The organism is Micromonospora sp. LH3U1 (assembly GCF_028475105.1).
In the GTDB taxonomy this organism is placed as follows: Bacteria; Actinomycetota; Actinomycetes; order Mycobacteriales; family Micromonosporaceae; genus Micromonospora.
Map to the genome: position 1 here is coordinate 4855100 of NZ_CP116936.1, position 23081 is coordinate 4878180.

General features: G+C 71.5%; 18 protein-coding genes, 1 tRNA gene and 2 pseudogenes. 9 read left to right on the forward strand and 12 right to left on the reverse strand.

Annotated elements, in window-relative coordinates:
- Nucleotides 1-259 precede the first annotated feature (259 nt).
- Together PCA76_RS22150 and PCA76_RS22155 are read left to right on the forward strand one after the other, a co-directional pair.
- On the forward strand, nucleotides 260-589 hold the full coding sequence (locus PCA76_RS22150) for a hypothetical protein (protein WP_272612406.1): 330 nt from the start codon (nucleotides 260-262) through the stop codon (nucleotides 587-589).
- A complete protein-coding gene (locus tag PCA76_RS22155; RefSeq protein ID WP_272612407.1) occupies nucleotides 586-1599 on the forward strand; it encodes a hypothetical protein in 1014 nt (337 codons plus the stop codon). The genes PCA76_RS22150 and PCA76_RS22155 overlap by 4 nt, the downstream gene beginning before the upstream one ends.
- 75 nt (nucleotides 1600-1674) lie before the next feature.
- Here PCA76_RS22155 and PCA76_RS22160 read toward each other — a convergent pair.
- The 9 genes and pseudogenes from PCA76_RS22160 to PCA76_RS22200 form a co-directional block, all read right to left on the reverse strand.
- Nucleotides 1675-1806 (reverse strand): annotated as a pseudogene (locus PCA76_RS22160) (kinase); the annotation flags it as partial.
- A 415-nt stretch (nucleotides 1807-2221) separates the two neighbouring features.
- Nucleotides 2222-2485 (reverse strand): DUF1883 domain-containing protein, encoded by a 264-nt coding sequence (locus PCA76_RS22165; protein ID WP_272612408.1) that lies wholly within the window; start codon nucleotides 2483-2485, stop codon nucleotides 2222-2224.
- Between the two features lie 345 nt (nucleotides 2486-2830).
- A complete protein-coding gene (locus PCA76_RS22170; RefSeq protein ID WP_272612409.1) occupies nucleotides 2831-3310 on the reverse strand; it encodes a hypothetical protein in 480 nt (159 codons plus the stop codon).
- Nucleotides 3311-3892: 582 nt separating this feature from the next.
- Nucleotides 3893-4489, reverse strand: a complete 597-nt coding sequence (locus PCA76_RS22175) for a hypothetical protein (RefSeq protein WP_272612410.1) — start codon at nucleotides 4487-4489, stop codon at nucleotides 3893-3895.
- A complete protein-coding gene (locus tag PCA76_RS22180) occupies nucleotides 4420-4983 on the reverse strand; it encodes a hypothetical protein (RefSeq protein WP_272612411.1) in 564 nt (187 codons plus the stop codon). The genes PCA76_RS22175 and PCA76_RS22180 overlap by 70 nt, the downstream gene beginning before the upstream one ends.
- On the reverse strand, nucleotides 4980-5981 hold the full coding sequence (locus tag PCA76_RS22185) for a hypothetical protein (protein WP_272612412.1): 1002 nt from the start codon (nucleotides 5979-5981) through the stop codon (nucleotides 4980-4982). The genes PCA76_RS22180 and PCA76_RS22185 overlap by 4 nt, the downstream gene beginning before the upstream one ends.
- 321 nt (nucleotides 5982-6302) lie before the next feature.
- Nucleotides 6303-7394 carry a tyrosine-type recombinase/integrase gene (locus PCA76_RS22190; RefSeq protein WP_272612413.1) on the reverse strand — a complete coding sequence of 364 codons (1092 nt, stop codon included), beginning with the start codon at nucleotides 7392-7394 and terminating at the stop codon, nucleotides 6303-6305.
- Nucleotides 7391-7870 carry a hypothetical protein gene (locus PCA76_RS22195; protein ID WP_272612414.1) on the reverse strand — a complete coding sequence of 160 codons (480 nt, stop codon included), beginning with the start codon at nucleotides 7868-7870 and terminating at the stop codon, nucleotides 7391-7393. The genes PCA76_RS22190 and PCA76_RS22195 overlap by 4 nt, the downstream gene beginning before the upstream one ends.
- A gap of 137 nt (nucleotides 7871-8007) precedes the next feature.
- Nucleotides 8008-8094: transfer RNA gene (locus tag PCA76_RS22200), tRNA-Leu, on the reverse strand.
- Nucleotides 8095-8327: 233 nt separating this feature from the next.
- On the opposite strand from PCA76_RS22200, the gene PCA76_RS32670 reads away from it, so the two are divergent.
- The 5 genes and pseudogenes from PCA76_RS32670 to PCA76_RS22225 all read left to right on the forward strand — a co-directional run.
- Nucleotides 8328-10880 (forward strand): hypothetical protein, encoded by a 2553-nt coding sequence (locus PCA76_RS32670; RefSeq protein ID WP_336298011.1) that lies wholly within the window; start codon nucleotides 8328-8330, stop codon nucleotides 10878-10880.
- 89 nt (nucleotides 10881-10969) lie between these two features.
- Nucleotides 10970-13666: a fibronectin type III domain-containing protein gene (locus PCA76_RS22210; protein ID WP_442930148.1), complete on the forward strand. Its 2697-nt coding sequence runs from the start codon at nucleotides 10970-10972 to the stop codon at nucleotides 13664-13666.
- Nucleotides 13667-13693: 27 nt separating this feature from the next.
- Complete coding sequence (locus tag PCA76_RS22215; RefSeq protein ID WP_112583044.1) at nucleotides 13694-14689, forward strand: AAA family ATPase; 996 nt, start codon at nucleotides 13694-13696, stop codon at nucleotides 14687-14689.
- 14 nt (nucleotides 14690-14703) lie between these two features.
- Complete coding sequence (locus PCA76_RS22220) at nucleotides 14704-15885, forward strand: DUF58 domain-containing protein (protein WP_272612416.1); 1182 nt, start codon at nucleotides 14704-14706, stop codon at nucleotides 15883-15885.
- Nucleotides 15839-18253, forward strand: a pseudogene (locus PCA76_RS22225) (transglutaminaseTgpA domain-containing protein); the annotation flags it as partial. The gene PCA76_RS22220 and the pseudogene PCA76_RS22225, both read left to right, overlap by 47 nt.
- A 72-nt stretch (nucleotides 18254-18325) precedes the next feature.
- Here PCA76_RS22225 and PCA76_RS22230 read toward each other — a convergent pair.
- Nucleotides 18326-19117, reverse strand: coding sequence for an SDR family oxidoreductase (locus PCA76_RS22230; protein ID WP_272612417.1), 792 nt, complete (start codon nucleotides 19115-19117; stop codon nucleotides 18326-18328).
- Nucleotides 19114-20097 carry an LLM class F420-dependent oxidoreductase gene (locus PCA76_RS22235; protein WP_272619512.1) on the reverse strand — a complete coding sequence of 328 codons (984 nt, stop codon included), beginning with the start codon at nucleotides 20095-20097 and terminating at the stop codon, nucleotides 19114-19116. Before PCA76_RS22235 ends, PCA76_RS22230 begins: the two co-directional genes overlap by 4 nt.
- Before the next feature lie 155 nt (nucleotides 20098-20252).
- Between PCA76_RS22235 and PCA76_RS22240 the strand changes: the two genes are divergently transcribed.
- Together PCA76_RS22240 and PCA76_RS22245 are read left to right on the forward strand one after the other, a co-directional pair.
- Nucleotides 20253-21473 (forward strand): low temperature requirement protein A, encoded by a 1221-nt coding sequence (locus tag PCA76_RS22240; RefSeq protein WP_272612418.1) that lies wholly within the window; start codon nucleotides 20253-20255, stop codon nucleotides 21471-21473.
- A gap of 51 nt (nucleotides 21474-21524) precedes the next feature.
- Nucleotides 21525-22388, forward strand: a complete 864-nt coding sequence (locus PCA76_RS22245) for a DUF1028 domain-containing protein (RefSeq protein ID WP_272612419.1) — start codon at nucleotides 21525-21527, stop codon at nucleotides 22386-22388.
- Nucleotides 22389-22409: 21 nt separating this feature from the next.
- Here the strand turns inward: PCA76_RS22245 and PCA76_RS22250 are convergent, their stop codons facing one another.
- The gene (locus PCA76_RS22250; RefSeq protein ID WP_272612420.1) at nucleotides 22410-23078 is read right to left on the reverse strand and encodes a maleylpyruvate isomerase N-terminal domain-containing protein; all 669 of its coding nucleotides are present in this window, start codon (nucleotides 23076-23078) and stop codon (nucleotides 22410-22412) included.
- Nucleotides 23079-23081: the final 3 nt, after the last annotated feature.

Here is a 23081-nt window from a genome sequence, read left to right on the forward strand (position 1 = left end):
GCCTTAGCGACGATGGGATCCGGATGTAACCCAGCCATGGCAAGCAGCTCGTGAGCGACCGATGCCGCGGCCAGGAGCCGTTGCGTCGATTGCTGCATCGCCGGGGACCACACGGGCTGCTGCTCACGGAGGGCCTTGCGCCTCTTGAACGCCGGGCAAGCCGCACCAGGAAGATGTACGTCTCCGACGTGGCAGATCAAGGACACTTCTTATCGTCGGAGCTTCCGCAAGTTTGCATCCATCAGCCATGATGGACGTCGTGCCCAAACGACTGTTGACCGCCTGCGGGCTCCTTCTGATGATCGTTGTCTTACTAGTAATGATCTTTAGCGGGAGCCTCGACGGCGCGGCAGCGTGGGCAAACATCATCGCGTTACCGGTAGCGATCGCCGGTGTGATCTTGACGATTCGAAGCGCCAGCGGCTCGGCATCCTCGTCTAGCGCTCAGGATCGCGACAGCTTGAGCGGCCTGGCGAAGTCGGGCAGAGCTAGCCCTGTGGTCAACCAGGTCGGGTTCAGTGGCGGGCGTCAGGCCAACGTCGCGGGCGACTACTTCGAGCGAGGCCATGATGACCGCGAGGGCAGGTGAGCGTGGTAGATCGGCAAACTGGCTTTGGTGGCGAACGTCAGGCCAACGTCAAGGGGTCCTACTACGAAGGGAACGTCGATAAGAGCACCCACACGCATCACCATCGCCACTACGCACCCAGGGCTAATGTCGACCTGAGGGAAGATGAGGCAACGGAGTCTGGCTCGGGAAGTGGCGCGGCAGCAGCCGCGGGTGGGGGTGGACTGGGCGTCGTCGTCGTTCTTGCTGTCTTGGGCTACTTCATCTTCGGAGGAAATGAGCCGTTCCCGGCGACGTCAGATCCCTGGCCGGCCGAGGTGAAGCAGGAGGCCGTGGTCGCGGCTGCAGGTGGCTGGCTCGACAAATGCGCGAAGGCACCGTCTGCGACCCCGGCCAATTGCCCGCAATCCATTGTCGAGACCTCGGATGTCTCCAAGGTCCGTTGGGCCTTCTACGGCAACCCTCTGGAAGCTGCGGTCATTCACTACACCGAAGCGGAGAGCCGGTTCGACATGCTCGGGACTGTCATGGTGACGGCGGACTACACCGCTTCAAAGGATCTACGCCGGGTCGTGACGCCAGCGAAGTACTGGGCCAAGGTGAAGTGGGTCGATGGGAGGCTTGACGTCCAGGAAATCAAGGAGCACTCGGCCATAGGCGACCCCGATGTAGTGAAGCAGGATCCCAAGGTGCCTTGGGAACTGGTCGCCGCAAAACTGAGCGACGCGTTCACACGATGCGTGCGAGACGCCAAGTCGGCTATGCCGGCTGGATGCCCCGAATGGAGTCCGCCGTCGGGCGCCGAGAAGATCAAATGGTCTTCTACGGGTGATCCACTCCTGACCGCTCGCGCTACCTTCGATCCGAAGTTCGCGATCTACCGCGTCAAGGGCACGTACGAGTTGGCCGTGCGCTACACCTGGCTTGGTACCACGAAGACCGACACTCGCAATCCCACCTACGAGGCTTGGATCGCTCCAACAGCGGCAGGGCCCGTGGTACTCCAGATCAAGGACACGACCACGGTCTAGGTCTCATCGTCATTTGCGCTTGAACGACGACCCGGTCGATGCCCGGCCGAGTCGATGCTGTGCGGGCGCGCTTGTCCGATCCCGCAGCACGATGCGACGCAGGTAGTCCTGCTCGACCAACCGACAGCCTCGGCCGTGCCGGCGCCGCAACTCAGAAGCGAAGCTGCTCTCACCCCAGCAGGAGTTACCCCGAACGCAGACGAGGATCGTGCGCGCTGCCGGTCGGGACGGAGTCGCGGCCCCGGCGCTCCCTCGCAGTCGGCGGGGCGTGCAGGGGCATGGGCGAAGTACCGCAGCCCGCGGGCGGACACCTTGGCATGAACCCATGCCCGCACTCCGGACACCGCAACGCCACCCGCGGCCGAGTGCTGTGCACCGCTGACCAGGTCAGGTCGCAGCCGATGTCGGGCAAGTTGGCATCGATGCGGCGAGCCGCGGGATGGATCGCCGCGAAGGCCCTCTCATCGCTGCCGTCGACCCTTGCCGCTTACAACCGGGCCGCTGTTGGTGGCCATGCGGATCTCGCCAACGCGGACCTCTCACCGATGATTATGGAAACGCGTGTACGTCGAGCATGGCAGAGCAGTGCGACAACACCACTGCTCGTACGTGTCCCCCAGCGTCAGTTGAAGACCTGGTTGACCGTGATTCGGATGCGGTCAGGGTTGCTGTCGACGATGAGCCACCAGTGGTCGTCGTAGGGCACTTCTAGGACCACGGGAGTGAGGTCGTAGAAGCCGCCGAAGAACTCGTACTCGTCGCCGTCGACGTACGCCTGGTACTCGTCGTCGTCCATGAGGCAGACCCTGGCGGTCGAGCCGCGCAGCCCGATCTCGAACAACGCGCCGGTGGCGCACTCACCAAGGTCCCAGTAGAGGTGATTCACACACCATGTGTAACGGATGATGACGCCCCGTAGAAAGTCTTCCCAAGCGTGGCCTTGTCCACTCCGCAAACCACGGCCGGTCGGGCCCCGCTGGCCGCGAGTAGCAGCGGAGGGAACAGGGCTTGCTCGAAGCCGAACACCGACATCAGTGCCCCGGCGCCGGCGAGTCGCCGCGGTAATTCTCCTGTGGATGCAACCGGTCACGGTGATCCCTCGCGATCAAGGGGGCTGTCCCAGCACCGCCGTCCGATACAGTCGATTCATTGATCAAAGAATTCGGTGACGTCAGACCCTCAGGCCTCCCGGCCCAGGACGAGCAGCCTCTCAATCCCTGCAACAGCGGAGCTAAAGGCTGCCTGTCGCATCCCAGTCCGCCTCCAACCGCTCGTTGGCCAACCGGCGCTCCTCCTCAATGACCTCTTGCCGCCGCTTCCAGTCCTCCACGACGTCATCGCTCGGCAGGAGCCGAACCGGCTCCTGCTCACCGTTGCGGCGCCAGCGAGCCCTGCGGTTATCGGTAAACACGAACTCAAGGTCGAGGTGCCAGGGGTGACCAGGACAACCAGGGCCGATGTGCATCACGTGCCAAAGCTCTGGGGCATCAAGCCAGCCGTTGCGCTTCGACTTGCCGGGTCCGATCGTCCCGAAATGCAGGGGCAATGCCCGTTCTGGAAGAAGGACCATCACGGATGAGATTGGCTCGCCGCTGTGGTTGTCCACCTGAACGATGACCTGGTCATACTCGCGAGGCGGGGCGTTGGCAGGGCGTGGCAGATGGTCGTTGTCCCAGTGCACATTTGGCTCAGAGACGATGTCTGCGGTCACAACCGGGCAACCTGCCGCTGTGTCTCCTCCGCCTCCGCCCGAGCCCGATCACGGGCACGCAAAGCCTCCACCCCCGATACGACCACTGCGGCGACACCCGCCGCACCGGCAAGTATCGACCCGATCGAATCATTGATGTCCCAAAATCCCATGCACCGAGGATGCCACCATCATGTTGATCTCCAGCAGTGCCCGGTGAAGAGCCAGCTCAGATGAGATTAGTGACGGGCGGAGCCGTCGGGTCATGTTCGGAAAATCCTTCTCGGAACGCAGCGATGTCGCCGTTGTCGACAACAGACTGCTGTCGCACGACAGGCCCTGACCGCCCGCGGCGAGCAAGCCGTCTCCGTCCGCGGGCACCATCCCGGGTAGATCATCCCTGGAACTCGAAGGTAGGCGGCGCGCCCCGGCGCGAGTTCGCGCAGGCCGTCGGCCCATTCCCTCCATCACGAAGCGTCAGTCGGGTCCTCACCGTCTAGCGCTCCCACGTATACCCCCGTAAGTCACCTTGCCAAGGAAGCACCGATCGTCGCCTTGCACAGGTACGGCGGACAAGCCGAATGCGCGCCCTCGACGCGCCTATTAGTGATCGCCTTTGCCGGCCACGCGGGGGATCTGGGGTTGGTCGCTGTTGGCGGTGGGGAGAGTAGGTGCGTGGCGGGCCCGGTGTCGTCGGAGGGCGTCGCGCATGCTCGAGATGCAGGTTCCGCGGGCGGCATCCACCTGGTTTCGGGGGTAGCGGACCTGCAGGTTCATGTCGGCGTCGGTGGTGAGGGCGGCCTGCTGCCATGCTTGCCGCATCTGCCCGCCGGCTTGGATCTTGGTGGCGCGGACGAGTGCGGCGTAGCTGGCGGCGACCTCGGGTGCCTCGATCTGCAGGAGGGCCTGGTGGTAGGCAAGCCGGGACTGGATCTTGCTGACCTCGTCGGTGAGGTCGTAGCGGGCTTCAGGAGTGTCACGGCGGCGGCGGATCCGGTACGGCATCTCGGCGTAGTCCTCGACCGCGTTGAGGGCCTCGGCGAACGCCTTGGCCTGCCGCTCCCGGCGAGTCGCGCGCTGGTTCAGCGTGTAGGTGACCGAGGCGGAGACGACGCCGCCGAGGATCGCGATCACGGCGACGATGACGACCGCCGTTTGCGCGGCCGTCCAGCCGCTCTGCGCGGCTTGGGCGTCGACCATGTGCTGTCACCTCCCTGGGTTCGAGGAAGTCCGTGGGGTGCGTCTTCGAGCAGCCACACCCCGTCGTTCTGTCGCCAGTAGTTCTCGAGGAACAGGTGCTGGCGGGTCAGCTCGATGAGTTCGAGCAGCCCCTTGTCGTGGGTCCACCGCCGCTGCGGCGGGTCCAGCGGCATCCAGATGCACAACGCGCCGTCCTCGGGCATGCGGTGCTTGGAGGTGGCGCCAGGCTTGGCGAAAACCCGGGGATAGTCCTGCGGAGGCAGCCCGTAAGTGTCGTACGGCGGCAGCGTATGGAAGCGGATCGTCACCTCGACCGGCTCCGGGTCGCCGATTACTTCCAGCGCCTCTATCTGGTAGACGAGGATCTCGCACTCCCTAGCGGAGCAGGCAGGGTCGAAGATGTACTGGTGGGAGAGGGTGGGCCCCAGCCGCCGCCGGGCCGCGGCTTCCAGCGGAACCCACCACGGCGCCCGCCGGCCATACCAGTCGGTCACCGGGGTGACCACGCCCGCGTGGAGGTCTCCGGTCCTGCGATGATGAGGCTGGCGGCCGACGCGCCGGTGGTTAGCAGGGCCTGCTCGGCCATTTGCGCGCGCTGGTCGCTGTCGGCGACCACGTGCGGCAGCACGCTGTGCAAGGCGTGCTGCGCGAGAGCGGGCCGGCCGGCCTGCTCGTGGTCGATGGCCGCGGCCACCTTGTCCCGTGCCAACCCGAGCCGCCAGGCCGCGCCCTCGCGGGTCATCCCGGACGGGAGCTTGATCGTGCCCGCGACGTCCGCAGGGTCATCGGTGAGCCCGGCGTCCATCTCGTCGGCGGCATACGTAAAGAAATCGTGCAGCGCCTGCAGCAGCGGCCGCTCCTTGTCCGCGATGCAGCCCAGCGCCAATGCCTTGATGTTCCACGAGCACAGCGGCTTGCCGTGGTGGGCACGCCAGTGCTTGAGCAGCCGCACGGTACGGGCGAACACGTTGCCAGTGTCCTCGTTGGCCTGCAGCACCAGCTCGGTGTGCTTCTCCGGGTGCGCCCGGTCCCACCCAACCTTGATCGTGGTGTTCGGGATCCACAACCCCTCATCGGGATGGTCTAAGGCCACGATCACGTCGGCGGTGAAGTCCTTCTCGCCCGCCGTCACCGGGGCGCCGAACCGCACCAGCACGGACCGCTTCTGACCCTCGACGGTGACCGTCAGGTTGTCGAACTCATCCTTGAGGTGCTCGCGGATCGCATCGCGGGCCTGCTCCAGCAGCGGCAACGGTCCCTCGGCGTCCGGCCCGTACCCGGCCACGTCGACCACGACGCCAAGGTCAACGTCGGTCAGCGGCGTGTTCGCGTCGCCGTGCGCGACGGAGCCGTTGATGTAGGTGCGGGCCCCGGGAAACGCGTCGAGCAACGCGGCACCCAGCAACCCTCGCCGTCTGCGGGCCTCACGCAGTTCGTCCAGCGTGACCTCGAGGGTCTTACGGCCCTCATCGAGCTGGTCCTCCAACGACATCGCGGTCCTCCTCTCGGCCGGAATCCGGCCGTGGCGGTACCTCGCAGGCACAGCACAAGGAGGCGCGGGTAAGCAAGTTTGCCCGTCGCGACATCATCTGCCGCCGAGGACCCTCACCGGGTATGTTCCTGGGTGCGAATCAAGGAACGGCTTCGTAACCCGTCGCCCCCGTGCGCGAGTAGCTGCGGGGCTTCTTGTTGCCGTCAGCCTAACCAGCACCCCCGACACTTCCCCGCTGCTGCGACGCGAGCGGTCATCGCATACCACGGGGGTTGTGCCGTGAGCCGGACGCAGAGCACCGGGCCCCCATCCGTCGGCGCTTCACGACCCGTCTAGCGGCGGGTTCCACCGCGGTATGCCGCCGCTCCCATCCTCCGCCTCCTGGCCGGGGAACCGCTGCTCGCTCTCAGGTACAGCCAGCGGGTGTGGCTGACCGGTGAGGGCAGCCAACGCGGTGGCGACGGCGTGCAGGTCGGCTTTGATGTAGGTGGTGGTGGCGGGTCCACGGCTGTCGGTGTGGCCGGCGTAGGCGCGGGCGACGGCGTAGCCGAAGTGCCGCTCGACCCAGGTGAGGGTGGTGTGGCGCAGCCAATGGATGGAGATGCCTTGGACGGCGACCCACGGCAACTGCCGGCCAATGCGTTTCCACATCAGGTCGTAGCGCCGGTACGTGGCGGGTTGGCCATTGCGGTAGCGCAGCACCGCATCGGTCGGTGCGACGGCCCCGCGGGCTCGGGCGTGGTCGTTCAGTCGGCTGGCGAGCATCGGTGTGATGGGCTGCCAGCGTTGCGTGCCGCCCTTCTCGCGCAGCCGGATGAGGGCGTGGTCGGTGTCCAGGTCGATCAGGCGCAGCGCGAGGGCGCCGGCGCGTCGGCAGGCCGTTTCGGTGTGCAGGCGCAGCACTAGAGCGTCGAGCACGATGTCGTGGCCGCCGCTGCGAGCGGCAGCGTTGACGTCGGAGAGTTCGTCGGGGGTGAGGGCGCGGCGGGTGTTGGGCAACCGGCGGGGTTTGCGGACCCGGTGGGCCGGGCTGTCCGCGATGGTCAGGTAGCCGTCGGCGATAGCGCGGTTATAGAAGGCGCGGGCTGCGGCGATGAGGTGCTCGCCGGCGTACCGGCCGTTTCGGGAGTTGCGGCGAGGGCGGGCGCCTGCGACGGCCTGCCGCATGAGGGCTTCGATGTCGCTGGCCCGCACCGCGTCAATGCGCAAATCGCCGAGGGCTGCGGCCATTCGTCGCCAGAAGCTGCCGTAGGTGCGTCGGGTGGCCGGGCTCGCCGCAGCGACCACAACAGGAAGGTACTCGGCGACTGTCGGCACAGCAGGCCGGTTACTGTCGGTGAGGTCGGCCGCGGTGAGGCCGAGGTGCTCGAGCATCGCTCGGGCGGTGGCGACACGATCGGGATCCATGGTCATGAGGGCTCTCCAAGGACGCGGGCGTGCAGGTCGGCCAGGACCGCCGCGATGGTGTTTGAGGGGTGCGCGAGAATGCGGTTCTGGCGGGGGAGGGCAGCCAGAAGCACGGGTTCGCCGGGAGCGATGCCGCACAGGTGTCGGGCGGCGGCCGGTAGGGGCAGCTCCTCGCGGGTCCCCACGGCGTGCGCGCCTTCGGCGGCCGGGGTGATCAGGATTGCGCCGGTCACGACGTCGACGTGCAGGGTGAGGCCCGGTGTCCAGCCCAACGCCCGCAGCAGCGTACGGGCGGTGACGCGGCCGGCGGCGTCGGGGCGCGCCACGTCGAACAGCAGGCGGCCATCGCCACTGGGGGCGGCGGACGTGGGCAATGTCGGCAGCGGTGCCGGCTCCGGTACCGCAACGGGCAGCGGGGTTGGCACGAGGGCCTCGACGAGCTGCTCGTCGGGCTGGCGGGGACGCGGGCGGCCGGGACTCACCTAGGCCCCCGCCGGGGCGGACGCAGCGGTGTCAGCGCAGAGAGAAGCCACTCCCGGCGTTTGAATGCACGTATGCCACGTACCGGCTCTCGTCCCCACGCGAGGGGAGTTGATCTCGCGTGGATATCCACGAGAAGTGGTGTCCGAGGGGGGACTTGAACCCCCACACCCTATACGGGTACTAGCACCTCAAGCTAGCGCGTCTGCCATTCCGCCACCCGGACCTACACATGCAGCCTACCTCGCCGACCCAAATGATCTTTCCATCTGATGGTCGGTACGGCGGGCCGCACGGGGAGTTACTGTACACGCCGCTCGTGGATCATGCACATCGCCTTCCGGTGCCGTTCTCCCGGCGCTCCCGCCGCTGCTCAGGCCGCCTCAAACGACCACAGCGACACGCCACCAACGCGTGTCCGGGTAGCGTCCGGCCACCCTCTGACGGCAGCATTGCCACGTGTCCCATCCCTCCCCCTTGGCAGCCGCCCAACACCGGGCTCTCGCCCTGCGCGTCGCGGGCGACCTCAGCGCCGCTCGGCAGCTGCTCGCGGAGGCCGTCGGATCCGCTCCCCCGCCGTACGGCGTCGACCACCCCGAGGTGCTGCACACCGCGCACCTGCTGGCTCGGCTGCACCGGGAGGCGGACGACCCACTTGCCGCCCGCCGCGTGCTGGAGGAGGCTTTCGCGGCGGGCGAGCGGCGTTGGGAGCATTCCGATCCGGTGATGCTCGCGCTCGCCTTCGAGCTCGCCGAGGTGGCGGAGGAGTTGGGCAACCGGCACGAGGCCCGCCGCAACTACACGCGCGTCGCCACCGCCGGGCCCGCCGCGCTCGGGGACGACCACCCGGCGGTACGCGCCGCCCGCGCCTACCTCGGCCTGTCCACGTCGACGCCGAGCGAGCAGCGCGACTCATCGCCGACGTCCAGCCCCGCCCTGGTCGCCGCGGCAACCGAGTCGGGCGCCCGGTCGGCACTGTCTGGCCCGACTCTGTCCCTGGCGACCCTGGCCGCGATGCGACCCTCTGCTGGCGGCCCGTCGGCCGCCACCTCACCCTGGGCTCCGCCGCAACCGGCGGCCACACCCCAGCAAACCTCTCCAGGGGTACGCGCACCCGGCGCACCCACCCCGCCCAGCGACGCCGCCGTGGCGCCGGCGCCGGTCCCTCGGGTGCCGCCAGGCCCGCCAGCACCTTCCTCGATCACACCGGCGCCGCCCGGCCCGCCACCGACTGCACCCACCTTTGCAACGCCGCCGCGCCAACGTGCCGACCAGCAACCACCCGGGCCTGCGACGCCAACGCGCCAACGCGCTGAGCAACCACCCGGGTCCACGACGCCGCCGCGCCAGCGTGCCGGTCAGCAACCACCCGGGCCTTCCCAGCCAGCGGTCGGCCCGCTGCCCCGGCCGAGGGCTGAAGGCCAGCCGACGCCGCCGTCCGATCAGCGGCCACCGCACCGACCGGCGTCCGGGCCAGGTGTAGCACCGCGTCAGCGGCTGAGCGACCAGGCGGCCCACCCGACGGTCGACGTGCCACCCCGGCCCTCGACCCCCGCCCCGGCGTCGGCCCCCAGCCCGGCAGCACCGGCGTTGCCGGCACCCCGCTGGGACGACCCCACGATCCAGGTACGGCAGATCGAACCGCTGCTCGCCGAGGAGGCTGCCCGAGCCGCAGCCAGGTCAACCGGGCCGAGCGGATCGCACAACGTGTCCGGCGCCGAGGTGACATCGCCGGGCAGGCCATCCCCGACCCGTGACCAACCAGGGTCGCCGTACCCGGTGAGCGGACCACCCGCCCACCCCGTCAGCGCGCCGCCCGCTCCCCCGTACCCGGTCTCCGGACCACCAGCGCACACGTACCCGGTCTCTGGACCGCCTGGCTACGGGCAACCCGTGTCCGCACCACCTGGGCACACCTACCCGGTGTCCGCTCCGCCCGGGGTCCAGCAACCCGTCTCCGGGCCGCCCTACGGACAACCCGTCTCCGGGCCTCCGGTGAGCGGGCCACCCGTACCGCCGTGGGGCTTGACCGCACCCCCGTGGAGCAGCAGCGCGCCACCGCAGCCACTGCCGACGCCCGCCGTCGGCTCCGCCGACCCGTCTCCGATGGCCGCAGATGGTGAGCTTGGGTCGACCACCGCCAATGCCCCGATGGTGCCGACTCAGCCGGCCCGGGTCGCACCGTCCGACCAGACCGAGGTGTTCCCGTCCATTCCGGCGGGCAGTGGCCCGGCCGGGGGCGACGCCAGTTCGAGCCAGCCATTGGCCGCCCCACCAGGCCCGATCGTCGCCCAGTCGGGCCCCGTCGCGACATCGGCCGAAACAATTCCGGCAGTCTGGTCACCGAACGCCGGCACCGACCCGACGACACCGCCGCCACCAACCGCGCCACGACCGGCCCAGCAGCACCACCAGGGCCAGTACCCGACGCAGGACCAGTACCCGGCCCAGGCGCCGTACCCGGGCCAGCAGTACCGCCCGTTGCAGGACGCCTTCCGGCCGGCGTACGCCGATGACGCCGGGTCGACGGGCCGGGACCGTGCGACGCTGATCGGCGCGGTGGTGGCGGCCGGGGTGGCCGTCGTGGCGGTGGCTGGTCTGGGTGCGGTGGTGTTCGCCCGCGACGACCCGCCGCCGTCGACCGGGACCGCGCCGACGGTTGCGGCACCGACGTCGGCGGCGCCGACGGCGGCCGGTCCGCCGCCCGGGGATGTGAAGCTGCGGGACAACTCGGCAACGATCACGCTGACCTGGACGGACCCGTCCGGCGGTGCGGTGCCGTTCATGGTCGCCGCCGGTCGGGCCGGGCAGGCTCTGGGGGTGCTGGCCACCGTGGACCCGGGCAGGACCAGCTACACGGTCAACGGGTTGAACTCGCGCGTGGATCACTGCTTCACCGTGTTGGCGGTCTACTCCACTGACAGCTTCGCGACATCGGGACAGGTCTGCACCGCGCGCGAGCGCACCACCCCGTCGGCCCGAGAGCCCTCGGGCCGACCGTCGCCGCGCTGAACCGAGCTGAGCTGGGCGTCCACAACGCACACGCTGGGTATCCACAGGGGTGACCGTGCGGGTTCCCCCGTCACCAGCAGCGCCATATGATGGCACCCGGCTCAGGGGAGGGTCGCCGCGAAGGCGTGCCACCTGCCACGACTCAGGGGAGGCAGCCGGCTGTGGCCATCATCGAGGAAGCCATACCGACCGATGCCCCCCGCTCTCGGTCCCGGCTTCGCGGCGGGCTGGTGACCGTCGGCACGGTGACCGCGCTGCTGGCCGCCATGGGGCTGACCGTCCTCGGGCTGGGCGCAGCCGACAACGCGGTGGCCAACTACGACGCGAGTTCCTGGCTGTGGAGCGCGGCGCGCAGCGAGCTGGCCCGGGTCAACGGGGTCACCGCCCGGGTGGACACCCGCACCGAGATCCCCGGCGCCAACCGGCACCCGATGCAGGTCACCCAGACCGACCGGCTGCTGATCCTGCGTGACCTGCAGACGGGGCAGGTCAGCTCACTGGACCTGGCGACCCTGCAGCTCACCGCAACCACCCGGACCACTCCTGGTCTGGGCGTGAGCGTCGCCCTGCACGAGGACGCGGCGTTCGTCGTCGACGCCGTGCAGGGCATCGTGCGACAGCTCGACCCGCGGTCGCTGTCTCCGGTCGGCGAGCCGGTGCGCTACCCCCCGGGCATCACCGGCGGCACCTTCGACGGTGTGGGCCGGCTCTGGATCGCGGTGCCCAGCGAGGGCACCGTCTCGGCGATCACCGCCGCGAAGCTGCCGTCCGCTCCGGCCTCGGCAGCGAACGCCGGTGCCGGGCTCAGCCCGGAGCGCGTGGAGTCGTACGACGTCGCCGAGGCCAGCCACGAGCTGGTGGTTTCCACCCTGGACGACGGTGTGGCGGTGCTCGACCGGACGGCCGGGAAGCTGGTGCGGGTGCAGCGCGGCGAGGTGCATCCGACGTCGTTGACGCTGTCCGGTCCGGCGGCGCTGCCCGCGCGCACCAGCGGGTCCCGGGTCCCGGTCACCGTGACCGCCGATCGGCGGGTGCTGGTGGTGGGTGACGGTGGTGAGGAGAGAGCGTTCACCGTGCCGGGCGAGGGCGACCGGCTCAGCCCGGCGGTGGCCTGGGCGGACCGGTTCTACTGCGCCGACGAGGCCACCGGCACCATCTACTCCTTCGACGCGGGCGGTCAGCTGGTCGAGACCATCGGTGGGCGGGCGAACGGGCCGCTGGAGCTGGAGGTCCGGGAGAATCATCTGTTCATCAACTCACCCGACTCGGCGACCGCCCGGGTGGTGGACGACAAACACCAGGTGCGCGAGGTCAACAAGTACGCCAACGACGTGCTCGGCGGCGACCCGCCACCGGTTCCCCCGCCGCCGCCCCCGCCGAAGAAGCCCCGGGTGGGCAAGCCCAGCGCGCCGCGAAGCGTCACCGCCGCCGCCGGCAACGCGCAGGCACGGGTGAGCTGGCGGCCAGCCGCCGCCAACGGCGCCGAGATCATCAAGTACGTGGTGGAAGGCGCCGACCAACGCCTGGAGGTGGGCGCCAACCAGCGCGCGGTCGAGGTCAAGGGTCTGACCAACGGCGAGACGTACCGGTTCGCTGTGCACGCCGTCAACGCCAAGGGCGACGGTCCGTCGCGCAACAGCAACCCGGTGACCCCGACCGCTGCGGTGCCCGACCCGCCGGCGAGTGTCACCGCCCAGGAGCGGCCGGACGGCACGGTGCTGGTGAAGTGGCCGGCAGCGAACGGGCAGGGCAACACCATCGCGAGGTACGCGGTGACGGCCAGTTCGGCGGGGGCGAACGCGCCGGCCGGTGAGTCGACGAAGACGGAGCTGGTGGTGCCCGCCGGTGAGCTGGAGTTCGGCACCCAGTACGCGTTCACCGTGGTGGCGGTCAACAACAAGGGCGCCGGGTCGGCGGCGTCCCCGGTCAGCAACACGGTGGTGCCCTTCGCGGCACCCGGTCGGCCGCTCGATCTGCGCGCCGGCACGGTCGCCAACCAACCGGGCGCGGTCACGGTCCAGTGGTCACCGGCCGAGGCCAATGGTCGGCCGGTGACGAAATACCTGGTGGACGTCGGTGGCCGCGCCAGCGAGGTGACCGACACCCGCGCGACCGTCACCGGGCTGGGCAACGGCCAGAACGTCACCGTGAAGGTGAAGGCGGTCAACGAGGCGGGGCCCGGCCCGGAGGCCACCGCCACCGCCCGTACGGTCGCCGAACCACGGGTGACGGTGACGGGCTCGTCGTCGACCGCCACCGCGGCGACGGTGACGTTCACCGTGGACGCTGGCGGCGGCCAGGCCACCTGCTCGGTGAGCACGACGGGTGAGCCGGCGAAGGCCGGGGCGTGCTCCAGCATCACGGTGCCGGGCCTGACGCCCGGCACGACGTACACGTTCACGGTGACGGCCACCAACGCCGCCGGTAAGGGCACCGCGACGAGGGCGCAGGACACGCCGCCGCTCTACGGGATCGCGACCTGCAACAACGGGCCCGACGGCGACCAGCGCACCTACTGCAACAAGGAAGTCGACGGCCGTAACGGCAACGAGGTCTTCAAGGTCACCCGGCAGGACAACGACCAGCAGGTTGGCTGGGCGAAGCCCGGCACCCGCCTGAAGGCGTACTGCAAGAAGTCCGGTGAGGACGTCGACTCCTGGATCTACAACGACAACAAGCGCAGCACCTGGTGGGTGCGGGTCGAGTTCGGCGGGAAGAACTACATCCCGTGGGCCTGGCTCAACCTGGAGGGCGGCGACACCATCAACGTCCTGCCCACCTGCTGAGCCACCAGGCAAGGAGCACCACCGATCGTGAACACCCACGAGCCGCTCACCCAGCCGGAGGTCCAGGGCTTCGCCGCTCTGGCCGCCCGGCTGGCCGAGAACGTCAACGCGGTGGTGCTCGGCAAGCCGCAGGTGGTTCGGCTGGCGCTGACCGCGCTCTTCGCGCAGGGTCATGTGCTTCTGGAGGACGTGCCAGGGGTCGGTAAGACGACCCTGGCGCGGGCCATCGCCGCCACGGTGAAGGGTGAGTGGCGGCGCATCCAGTTCACACCGGACCTGCTCCCCTCGGACGTGTCCGGTGTGACGATCTTCAACCAGGCGACCCGGGACTTCGAGTTCCATCCGGGGCCGGTCTTCGCCAACATCGTCATCGCCGACGAGATCAACCGGGCGTCGCCGAAGACGCAGTCGGCGCTGCTGGAGGTGATGGAGGAACGCACTGTCACCGTGGACGGGGTCCGGCATCCGGTGCCGTCGCCGTTCCTGGTGGTGGCCACGCAGAACCCGGTGGAGATGGACGGCACCTACCGGCTGCCCGAGGCGCAGTTGGACCGCTTCCTGGTGAAGCTGTCCGTCGGCTACCCGGACGAGGCGGTCGAGGTGGAGGTGCTGCGCGGCGCGACCGTACGCTCCCCGGAGGCGCTCGCCCCGGTCACCGACACCGCCACCGTCGGGGAGATGGTCCGGATGGCCCGCCGGGTGCACATCGCCGAGCCGCTCTACGCGTACGCGGTCCGGCTGGCCGCCGCCACCCGCACCCACCCGCAGGTGCGCGTCGGGGTCAGTCCCCGGGGTGTGATCGCGTTGACCCGCGCGGCGTGCGCGTACGCGTTGATCGACGGGCGGGGCTGGATCATGCCGGAGGATCTGAAGGCGCTCGTCGAGGCGGTGTTCGCGCACCGGCTGCTGCTCACCCCGGACGCCCAGGTGCGCGGGATGACCCCCGCGGAGGTGCTGCGCCAGGCCGTCGCCTCGGTGCCGGTGCCGCTGCCGTCGGGGCAACCCGCTCCGGTGCAGGGCTGACCGGCAGCAGCGCGATGGGAATCACCGCCCGTGGGGTCGGGCTGCTCGTCGCCGCCGTGGTGCTGCTGGGGGTGGGTTTCCGGTTCGCGTACCCCGAGTTGACGCTGCTCGGCGCGGCGGCCGGAGCGGCCGTCGGCTACGCCGCCCTTGTCGCGGCCTGGCGGCCCCGGCTGACGGTGACCCGCCGCGCCGACCCGGACCGGGTGGCGCGCGGCGAGCCGGCGAGCATGACGTTGACCGTGCGCAATGCCGGCCGGCTGCGGTCGGCGAACCTGCTGGCCGAGGACCGGTGCGGGGAGCGCAGCGTGCCGGTGCCGGTGCTGCGCCTTCGGCCCGGCCGGGACACCGAGGTCCGCTACGACGTTCCGACCCATCGTCGCGGGGTGGTGCCGGTCGGGCCGCTGCGGGTGACCCGTCGCGACCCGCTGGGTTTGGTGGCGTTGGCCCGCCCGTACGGTGCGGCGGTGCCGGTCTGGGTGTACCCCCGGATCCACCCGCTGACGGCGGTGCCCACCGGCGCGGGGCGCAGCCTCGACGGTCGGGTGGACGGGGTGCCCCACGGGTCGATCACGTTCGACTCGCTGCGGGAGTACGTGGTCGGCGACGAGTTGCGCCGGGTGCACTGGCGGACCAGCGCCCGGGTGGGTGAGCTGATGGTGCGGGAGAACGTGGACACCAGCCTGCCGCGCCTGGTCGTTCTGCTGGACAACCGCGCCGCCGCGCACCCGCAGCGGGTGGGTGGGGTGGCGGAGTCGTTCGAGTCGGCCTGCGAGGCGGCGGCGTCGATCGTCACCGCCGCGCACCGCGCGGACCTGCCGGTGGTGTTGCTGTTCGCCGCCGCAGAGCCGGACCCGCCGGCCGGGGCACCCGGCGAGAAGGCGGACCTCGGGCCCGCGCTCGGGCCGCTGGACCGGCTCGCCGCCGCCGAACTGTCCGGCGACGCTGACGCGGTACGCGCGGCGACCACCCGGCTGCGGCAGGACCGGCTCGGCGACACGCTGATCTTCCTGACCGGGCCAGGTGGTCGGGACGAGCTGGGCCACCTCGGGGCGCTGCGCGGGGCGTACCCGTCGGTGGTGGTCGGGGTGTTCGGCGCGGCCGAGCCGACGCCGCCGGGCGCGGCCGGCCTGGTGGTCGTCGACGCGGCGGACGGCGCGCAGTTCGCCGCCGAGTGGGACGGGGTCCGCCGGTGGTGACGCGCGCCGTGCGGGTGCTGCGGGTGGCGGTCGTTCCGCTGGCGCTGATCGGGCTGACCGCGCTCGCCGGGGTGGTGCTCGGCCGGGTGTACGCGGGCGACCTGCTGACCTGGCTGGTCATCGGCGCCGCGGCGGGTTCGGTGCTGGTCAGCGTGGCCATCCGGCGGCTGCCGTCCTGGCTGGTGGCGCCGGTGTCGGTCGCCGCGATGGCCGGCTGGACGCTCTGGTCGCTGCGGCTGGCCGCCACCCACGCGGAGCTACCGGGCGGCCTGCTGGAGGTCACGGCGGACGCCGCCCGCAACGGCATCCCCCGGCTGCTCACCGCGATGATCCCGGTGGAGCCCACACCGGACACGGTGCTGGTGCCCGTCGTCGCCGCCTGGCTGGCCGGGCTGGCCGGTGCGGAGGTGGCGCTGCGCGCCGGCCGGGTGCTGCTGGGCTACCTGCCGGCGGCGGGGCTCTACGCCGCCGCCCTCTACGTGGTCGGCCCGAACGCCGAACCGGCGGTCGGGGCGACGCTGGCGTTCGTCGCGGTCGCGGCGGTCGGCCTGGCGACCCCGACCAGCGCGGCGCCGGCCAGCGGCGATCCGGGCACCGATCTGGCCCCCGGGTACGCGCGGCGGTGCGACTGCGGCTGGCCACCAGCGCGGCGCTCGGGGTGGCCCTGGTGGTCGGGCTTGTCGCACTGCTCGGCCCGGTCGTCGCCGATCAGGTCGACGGCCGGCCGGTGGATCCGCGCCGGTACGTGGAACCGCCGCAGGTGCAGACACTCGACGAGAACCCGTTGATCCGCATCTCCGGCTGGGCGCTGCACCCGGAGCAGAAACTCCTCGACGTGAGCACGGAGCGTTCCGATGCCCCGGCGCCCGGCGGTGCCGCACCGAGCACAGAGCCGTCCACCGAGGGGAAACCGGCGACGGACGGCGCCGGTGGCAGTGTGCGGATCCGGTTGGCGGTGCTCAGCGACTACGACGGGGTGACGTGGCGGGTCGGCGCGACGTACCGCAACGCTGGTCGGATCCTGCCGGCCGCCACGCCGCCCCGCGACAGCACGGTGGGGACGGTCCACCAGCAGATCACCGTGGCGGATCTGAGCGGTCGTCTCCTGCCCGCCGTGGCGACGCCCCGCGAGGTCAGTGGCGCGCGGGTGGCGTACGACCCGGCGAGCGGAACGCTCATCCGGCCGGAAGGGCTGACGCCGGGACTGCGGTACACGGTGACGTCGGGCGAGGAGCACCCGGACTCGAACCTGTTGGCCAGCGCGAACGTACCCGCCGGCGAGGAGGTGGCCCGGGTGCTGCGGGTCGCCGACGGGGTGCCCGACCCGATGCGCCGGCTGGCCGCGCAACTCGCGGAGGAGAACGGCGCCCCGTTCGCACGGGCTTTGGCGATCGAGCAGTTCCTGGCCGAGCACTACCGGGTGGTGGCGGACGCGCCGAGCGGGCACGCGTACCCGAATCTGGGTTTCTTCCTCTTCGGACCCCGTGCCGGCGGCGGGCAGGAGGGCACCTCGGAGCAGTTCGCGGCGGCGTTCGCGGTGTTGGGCCGGCTCTCCGGGCTGCCGACCCGGGTGGTGGTGGGTTTCCGAGCCGGCGGGCAGGGGCCGGTCCTGGCCGGTGACGCGTACGCCTGGCCGGAGGTGCTCTTCGACGGGCTGGGTTGGGTGTCGTTCGACCCGCTGCCCCGCCCGAACGACGAGCCGAGGCCGGTGGAGGAGGATTTCCGCCCAACGCCGGAGGACCCTCCGCCCTCGGAGGCGCCGCCACCCACCGTGGAGCCGACCGCGTCGCCCGAGCCGGTCGCCGCCGCCGACGGGCCGCCCGGCCGTGGCGGGGTTTCCACGCCGGTGCTGGTCGCTGGCGGCAGTGGCGGCCTGCTGCTGCTGGTGGGGGCACTACTGCTCACCCTGGTGGCGATGCGCCGCTCACTCACTCGCGCCCGACTCGTCCGGGGCGATCCCGGGCAGCGCATCGCCGGCGCCTGGCGGGAGGTCACCGACGCGCTGGGGCTGGCCGGCCGACCGGTCGGTGACGACCTGGCGGCCACCGAGGTGGCCGGGCACGCCCGCACGGCCCTCCGCGAAGCCCGAACGGGCACGACCGGCGACGGCACAACCGTCGACGGGCCGACCGTCGACGGGCCGACGGTCGACGAGCTGGCGGCCCTGCTCAACCAGGTGGGCTTCGCTCCGGGGGCGCCAACGGCCGACCAGGCGGCTCGCGCCGCCGAGGTGGCTACCGTCTGGGTAGCCACCCTGCGCTCCGCCCGCCCCTGGTGGCGCCGCCTGCTCTGGTCCATCCACCCAGCCCCCCTGCGCCGCGCCCGCCGGTCCTCCCGGACCCCCCGGACCCCCCGGACCCCGCAGTGATCAAGAGCTTTGCGTCATCTCCGGCCCCATTCCTGACGCAAACCTCTTGATCACCGAAGGCAGGTCCCGGGGTCAGGGGGTCAGGCGGCGGATGAGTTTTCGCATGCCCGCCTGCCAGCCGTCCGGGTCCTCGGCGCGGCGGCGCGCGTAGTCGGCGACCTCCGGGTGCGGCAGGATCAGGAAGCGTTCCTCGGCCAGGCCGGCGATGGCCGCGTCGGCGACCTGGTCCGGGGTGAGCACCGCACCGGACGCGGCGATCACCCGCGCGCCGAGATGCCCCTCGACGATCCCGCCGGCGAGCATCGGGGTGTCGACCCCCTGCGGGCAGAGCGCGCTGACCCGGATGCCCCGGTCCCGGTAGGTGATGGCCAGCCACTCCGCGAACCCCACCGAGGCGTGCTTCGTCGCGGTGTACGCGGCGTCGCCCACCGCGGTCAGCACACCCGCCGCCGAGCAGGTGTGCAGCAGGTGGCCGCCGCCCCGGGCGAGCATTCCGGGCAGCACCGCCCGGGCCGAGTAGACGTGGGCGAGCACGTTGACCCGCCACGCCCGGTCCCAGCCGGCGTCGTCGACCTCCACTCCCCCGCCGGTGGTCACGCCCGCGTTGGCGCAGAACAGGTCGATGCGGCCGTACCGCTTTTCGGTGTCGGCGACCAGCGCCCGGACCTGCTCCTCGTCGGTGACGTCGAGGGCGGTGGCGTACGCGATCGGGCCGATGTCCTCGGCCACCGCGCGGGCCGCGTCGCCGTCCAGGTCGGCGACCACCACGGCGGTGGCCCCCTCGGTGGCGAACCTGCGCGACAGCGCGGCACCGATGCCACCGGCGCCTCCGGTGACCACCACGATCCGGTCGGTGAGGTTCACGCGGACGCTCCTACGGGGTTGACGCCCAACTGGGCGATGAGGGTTAGCAGCGCGGCAGCGCCGCCGGCGGTCACCTCCGGGGTCGGCAGCAGCGCGAAGATCGGCACGTCCACGCCCGCGTCGGCGTAGCGGCGCACCTCGGCGCGGCACCGCTCCGGCGTGCCGTGCAGCACCAGGGCGTCGACCACCTCGTCGGGCACCGCCGCGCTGGCGCCGCGCCGATCACCGGCGGCCCAGGCCTGCCACATGGGCCCGAGCGTCTCGTCGCGGCCGAGCCAGCGGTGGAACTCGGCGTACGCGGGGACGGTGAGGTAGCTGGTGATGAGCCGGCGGCCCAACGCGCGGGCGTAGGCGGCGTCCTCGGTGGGGCAGACGAAGATCCGGGCGGCGACCTCGAAGCCGACGCGCCGTTCGCCCAACTCGCCGAGGGCGCGCGGCACGTCGTCCGCGCTGAGCCAGTTGAGGATGACCCCGTCGGCCTCCGCTCCGGCCAGCCGGAGCATCCCAGGGCGCAGCGCGGCGAGCAGGATCGGTGGCGGCACCTCCGGCGGTCGTTCCAGCGTGAACCGGCGCACCGTGAACGTGTCGTAGACCTCGTCGACCGTCTCGCCGTTCAGCGCGGCGCGCAGGAAACGCAGGACGTCGCGGGTGCGCCGGAACGGCTCGTCGAACGGCACGGCGTTCCAGTCCCGTACGAGCACCGGCGAGGACGCGCCGATGCCGAGCGAGAACCGGCCCGGGGCGGCCTCGGCCAGCGCCGCCGCGCTCATCGCCAGTAGCCCGGGGCCCCTGGTGAAGACCGGCGTGATCGCGGTGCCCAACCGCAGCCGGGGCTGCCAGGCCGCGGCGAGCGCCAGCGGGGTGAACGCGTCGGTCCCGGCGACCTCGGACGACCAGACGTCGGTGAACCCGGCCCGGTCGAGGGCCGCGTAGGCCGCATCATGGTGGGCCAGTGCGATCCCGCCCAACGGCACAGTCATGCCCCATCGATTCGTCACCGGTCGATCGTGCCGGTTGACAGGGCGCGCGAGCAAGATCCCCGTACTAGGCAGAATCGCCGGTTTCCGGCCGTACGTGCGAGCGGAGGGTGCTACGACTGCGAGGTGGACCGGACCGACGGCGCAGGCCGCTGACCATGGGTTCCAAGGTGGCGGGACACCTGGAGCCGGTCCCCGGGGCGGCCACTCCCGGCAGGGCCACCTTCCTTGAGCTCTTCTTCGACCTGGTGTACGTCTTCGCGCTCACCCGGATCTCGGCACGCGCGTTCGAGGACCTGACCCACGAACCGGGTCGGCAGCATGGCTGGGGAACGGTCACCGGCGGCGGTAAGACACTGCTGTTGCTGCTCGCACTCTGGGCGGTCTGGCAGGGCACCGCGTGGACGACCAGCCGGTACGACCCGTACAAGGTGCCCCTGCAGACCGTGGTGATCACCGCGCTGGTGTGCAGCATGCTGATGGGGGTGGCGATCCCCCGGGCGTTCAGCGAGACCGCGCTGATGTTCGCGGTGGCGTACGTGGTCGCGCAGGTGACCCGGCCGCTGATCCTGTCGATCGCGCTGGGACCGCACCCGTACCGCCGGTTGAAGGTGCGCATGGCGGTGGTGTTCGCGGTCACCGGGGTTTTGTGGATCACTGGTGCGCTGTTGAGGACCAACGCGCAGGTGGTGCTCTGGACGGCGGCGCTGGCGCTCGAGTATCTGGCCGCCCGCTTCGGCTGGCCGGTGCCGGGGCTGGGCCGCTCGACGATCTCCAAGTGGGAGATCGCCGGGGAGCACCTGGCCGAGCGGTACCAGCAGTTCTTCCTCGTCGCGCTGGGCGAGACGATCCTCGTGGCGGGTTTCGCGTACAGCCAGGGACCGTACGAGTCGGGGCACGCCTGGGCGTTCTCGCTCGCGCTGGCCAACTCGATCATGCTGTGGCGGATCTACGTGCAGCGCGCCGGGCGGATCCTGGGCGAGGCGGTGATGAAGGCGCGACACCCCGCCAACATCGGCCGCTCGGCGGCCGACACCCACCTGGTGATGGTGGTCGGTCTCGCTTCCACCGCGATCGGTTACGAGCTGATCATCCAGCATCCGCTGGAACGGATCCCGGGGCCGTGGCTGGCCATGGTGCTCGGTGGCCCGGTCCTGTTCCTGGCCGGCCGGGCCCGCCTCGAGCGCGAGGTGTTCGCGCGGGTCTCCCGATCCCGGTGGATCGCCCTCCTGGTCCTGGCGGCGTCGGCGGTGCCGCTGCTGTTTCTGCCCGGTGTGGCCGCGACCGCTGTCGGGGTGCTGGTGTTGGCCGCGGTCGCGGTCGTCGACGCCCGTCGAGCACGGGGCGCCCCACCGGAGCCCGCCGCGCCGCCCTTCTGAGACAACGACGCACGACGATGTGCTGCCCGCGCGGCCGGTTAGTCTCGGCGGGTGACCTTCTCGCTCGTCGCCCGCTCCGCCGACGGCCGCCTGCACGGCGTCGCCGTCGCCAGCAAGTTCCTCGCCGCCGGTGCGCTGGTGCCGGCCGCCGCCGCCGAGGTCGGCGCACTGGCCACCCAGGCGCACGTCAACCTCGCCTACCGTCCGCAGGGCCTCACCCTGCTGCGCACCGGGGTGATCGCCGCCGACGTGGTGGCGGGGCTGATCGCCGCCGACCCTGAGCGGGAGCACCGCCAGCTCGGCGTCGTGGGAGCCGACGGTCCGGGCGCCAGTTGGACCGGGCCGGCCTGCCACCCGTGGGCCGGCGGACGGACCGGCGACGGCTGGGCCGCGCAGGGCAACGTACTCACCGGCCCGGAGGTCGTCGACGCCCTCGGCGATGCCTGGCTGGCGGGGTCGGCGCTGCCGTTCGCCGAGCGGCTGGTCGCCGCGCTGCGGGCCGGCGACGAGGCCGGCGGCGACCGACGGGGCCGGCAGAGCGCCGGTCTGCTGGTGGTCGAGCGCGGCGGCGGGTATGGCGGCACCAGCGACGTGGTGGTCGACCTTCGCGTGGACGACCACCCGGATCCGGTCGCCGAACTGGGTCGCCTGCTCGCCGTGCACACCATGCTGTTCAGCCGGCCCGACCCGGCGACTCTGCTCGACCTGAGCGGCGCGGTCGCCGAGGAGGTGGCAGCGTTGCTCAGGGCGCTGGGCCATCCGGTGGCCGAAGAGGGGACGGAGGCGGCGTTGGTCTCCTGGGCCGGGCTGGAGAACCTGGAGGAGCGGCTGGTGCCGGGACGGATCGACCCCGTGGTGCTGACGCACCTGCGCGGCGTCGCCCCGCACGTCCCCGCACCCCGCTCCGCGAGCTGACCCGCCCGGGCCGGGCCTGGGTCAGCGGCCGAAGGTGAGCCAGCGGAAGCCGGCGGCGTCGATCGTGGCCCGTTCCGGTGCGGTCAGCGCCGTCCGCCCGGTGGTCTTGCGGATCAGGGTCAGCCGGTCCCAGCCCAGGCCCGCCGGTGCCGGTCGCCCGCCGGTGAGCAGGTCGGCAGTCACCGTGGCCGCCTGCGGGGTGAGCCACGGCGGCCGGTCCAACGCGGCGGCGAGGTCCAGGCCGTGCACGCCCACCTCGAGGACCCGGGTCCGCAGGAACTCGGTGAGGCGCATCGCGTCGCCGTGCCGGGTCCGTACGACCCGGTCGGGCGGCGCGGCGGCGACCGCCGCGTCGGTGGCCCGCCAGGCCCGGTCCAACTCGGTTGCCAGCTCCGCGCGGTCCATCTGCCGGGCGTCGCGCCGGCCACCGGCGATCCGTTCGGCGTCGAGCTGCGGGGTGAACTTCGCGCTGTCGAAATAGCCGGCGGCGTCCACCTCCGCGTGTGGCGGGGCCGGCGCGGCGAGCATGTCGGGCAGCCGGCCGACCCCGGTGCGTACGTGCGCGATCAGCTCCCGGACGGTCCACGGCGGGCAGTCGGTGGGCCGGTCGAGGTCGGCGTCGACCAACTCGGCCAGGACCTCGGTGAGCTGTGCGCACTCGGCGGAGAACGCCGCGCGGACCGGGTTCATCGC

What these genes read in the sequence shown, in the direction of transcription:
- PCA76_RS22175 (WP_272612410.1), bottom strand. Translation starts at nt 4,489, where the DNA reads ATGGTCGACGCCCAAGCCGCGCAGAGCGGCTGGACGGCCGCGCAAACG.
- PCA76_RS22185 (WP_272612412.1), bottom strand. Translation starts at nt 5,981, where the DNA reads ATGTCGTTGGAGGACCAGCTCGATGAGGGCCGTAAGACCCTCGAGGTC.
- PCA76_RS22190 (WP_272612413.1), bottom strand. Translation starts at nt 7,394, where the DNA reads ATGACCATGGATCCCGATCGTGTCGCCACCGCCCGAGCGATGCTCGAG.
- PCA76_RS22210 (WP_442930148.1), top strand. Translation starts at nt 10,970, where the DNA reads ATGGCACCCGGCTCAGGGGAGGGTCGCCGCGAAGGCGTGCCACCTGCC.
- PCA76_RS22220 (WP_272612416.1), top strand. Translation starts at nt 14,704, where the DNA reads ATGGGAATCACCGCCCGTGGGGTCGGGCTGCTCGTCGCCGCCGTGGTG.
- PCA76_RS22235 (WP_272619512.1), bottom strand. Translation starts at nt 20,097, where the DNA reads ATGACTGTGCCGTTGGGCGGGATCGCACTGGCCCACCATGATGCGGCC.
- PCA76_RS22240 (WP_272612418.1), top strand. Translation starts at nt 20,253, where the DNA reads ATGGGTTCCAAGGTGGCGGGACACCTGGAGCCGGTCCCCGGGGCGGCC.
- PCA76_RS22250 (WP_272612420.1), bottom strand. Translation starts at nt 23,078, where the DNA reads ATGAACCCGGTCCGCGCGGCGTTCTCCGCCGAGTGCGCACAGCTCACC.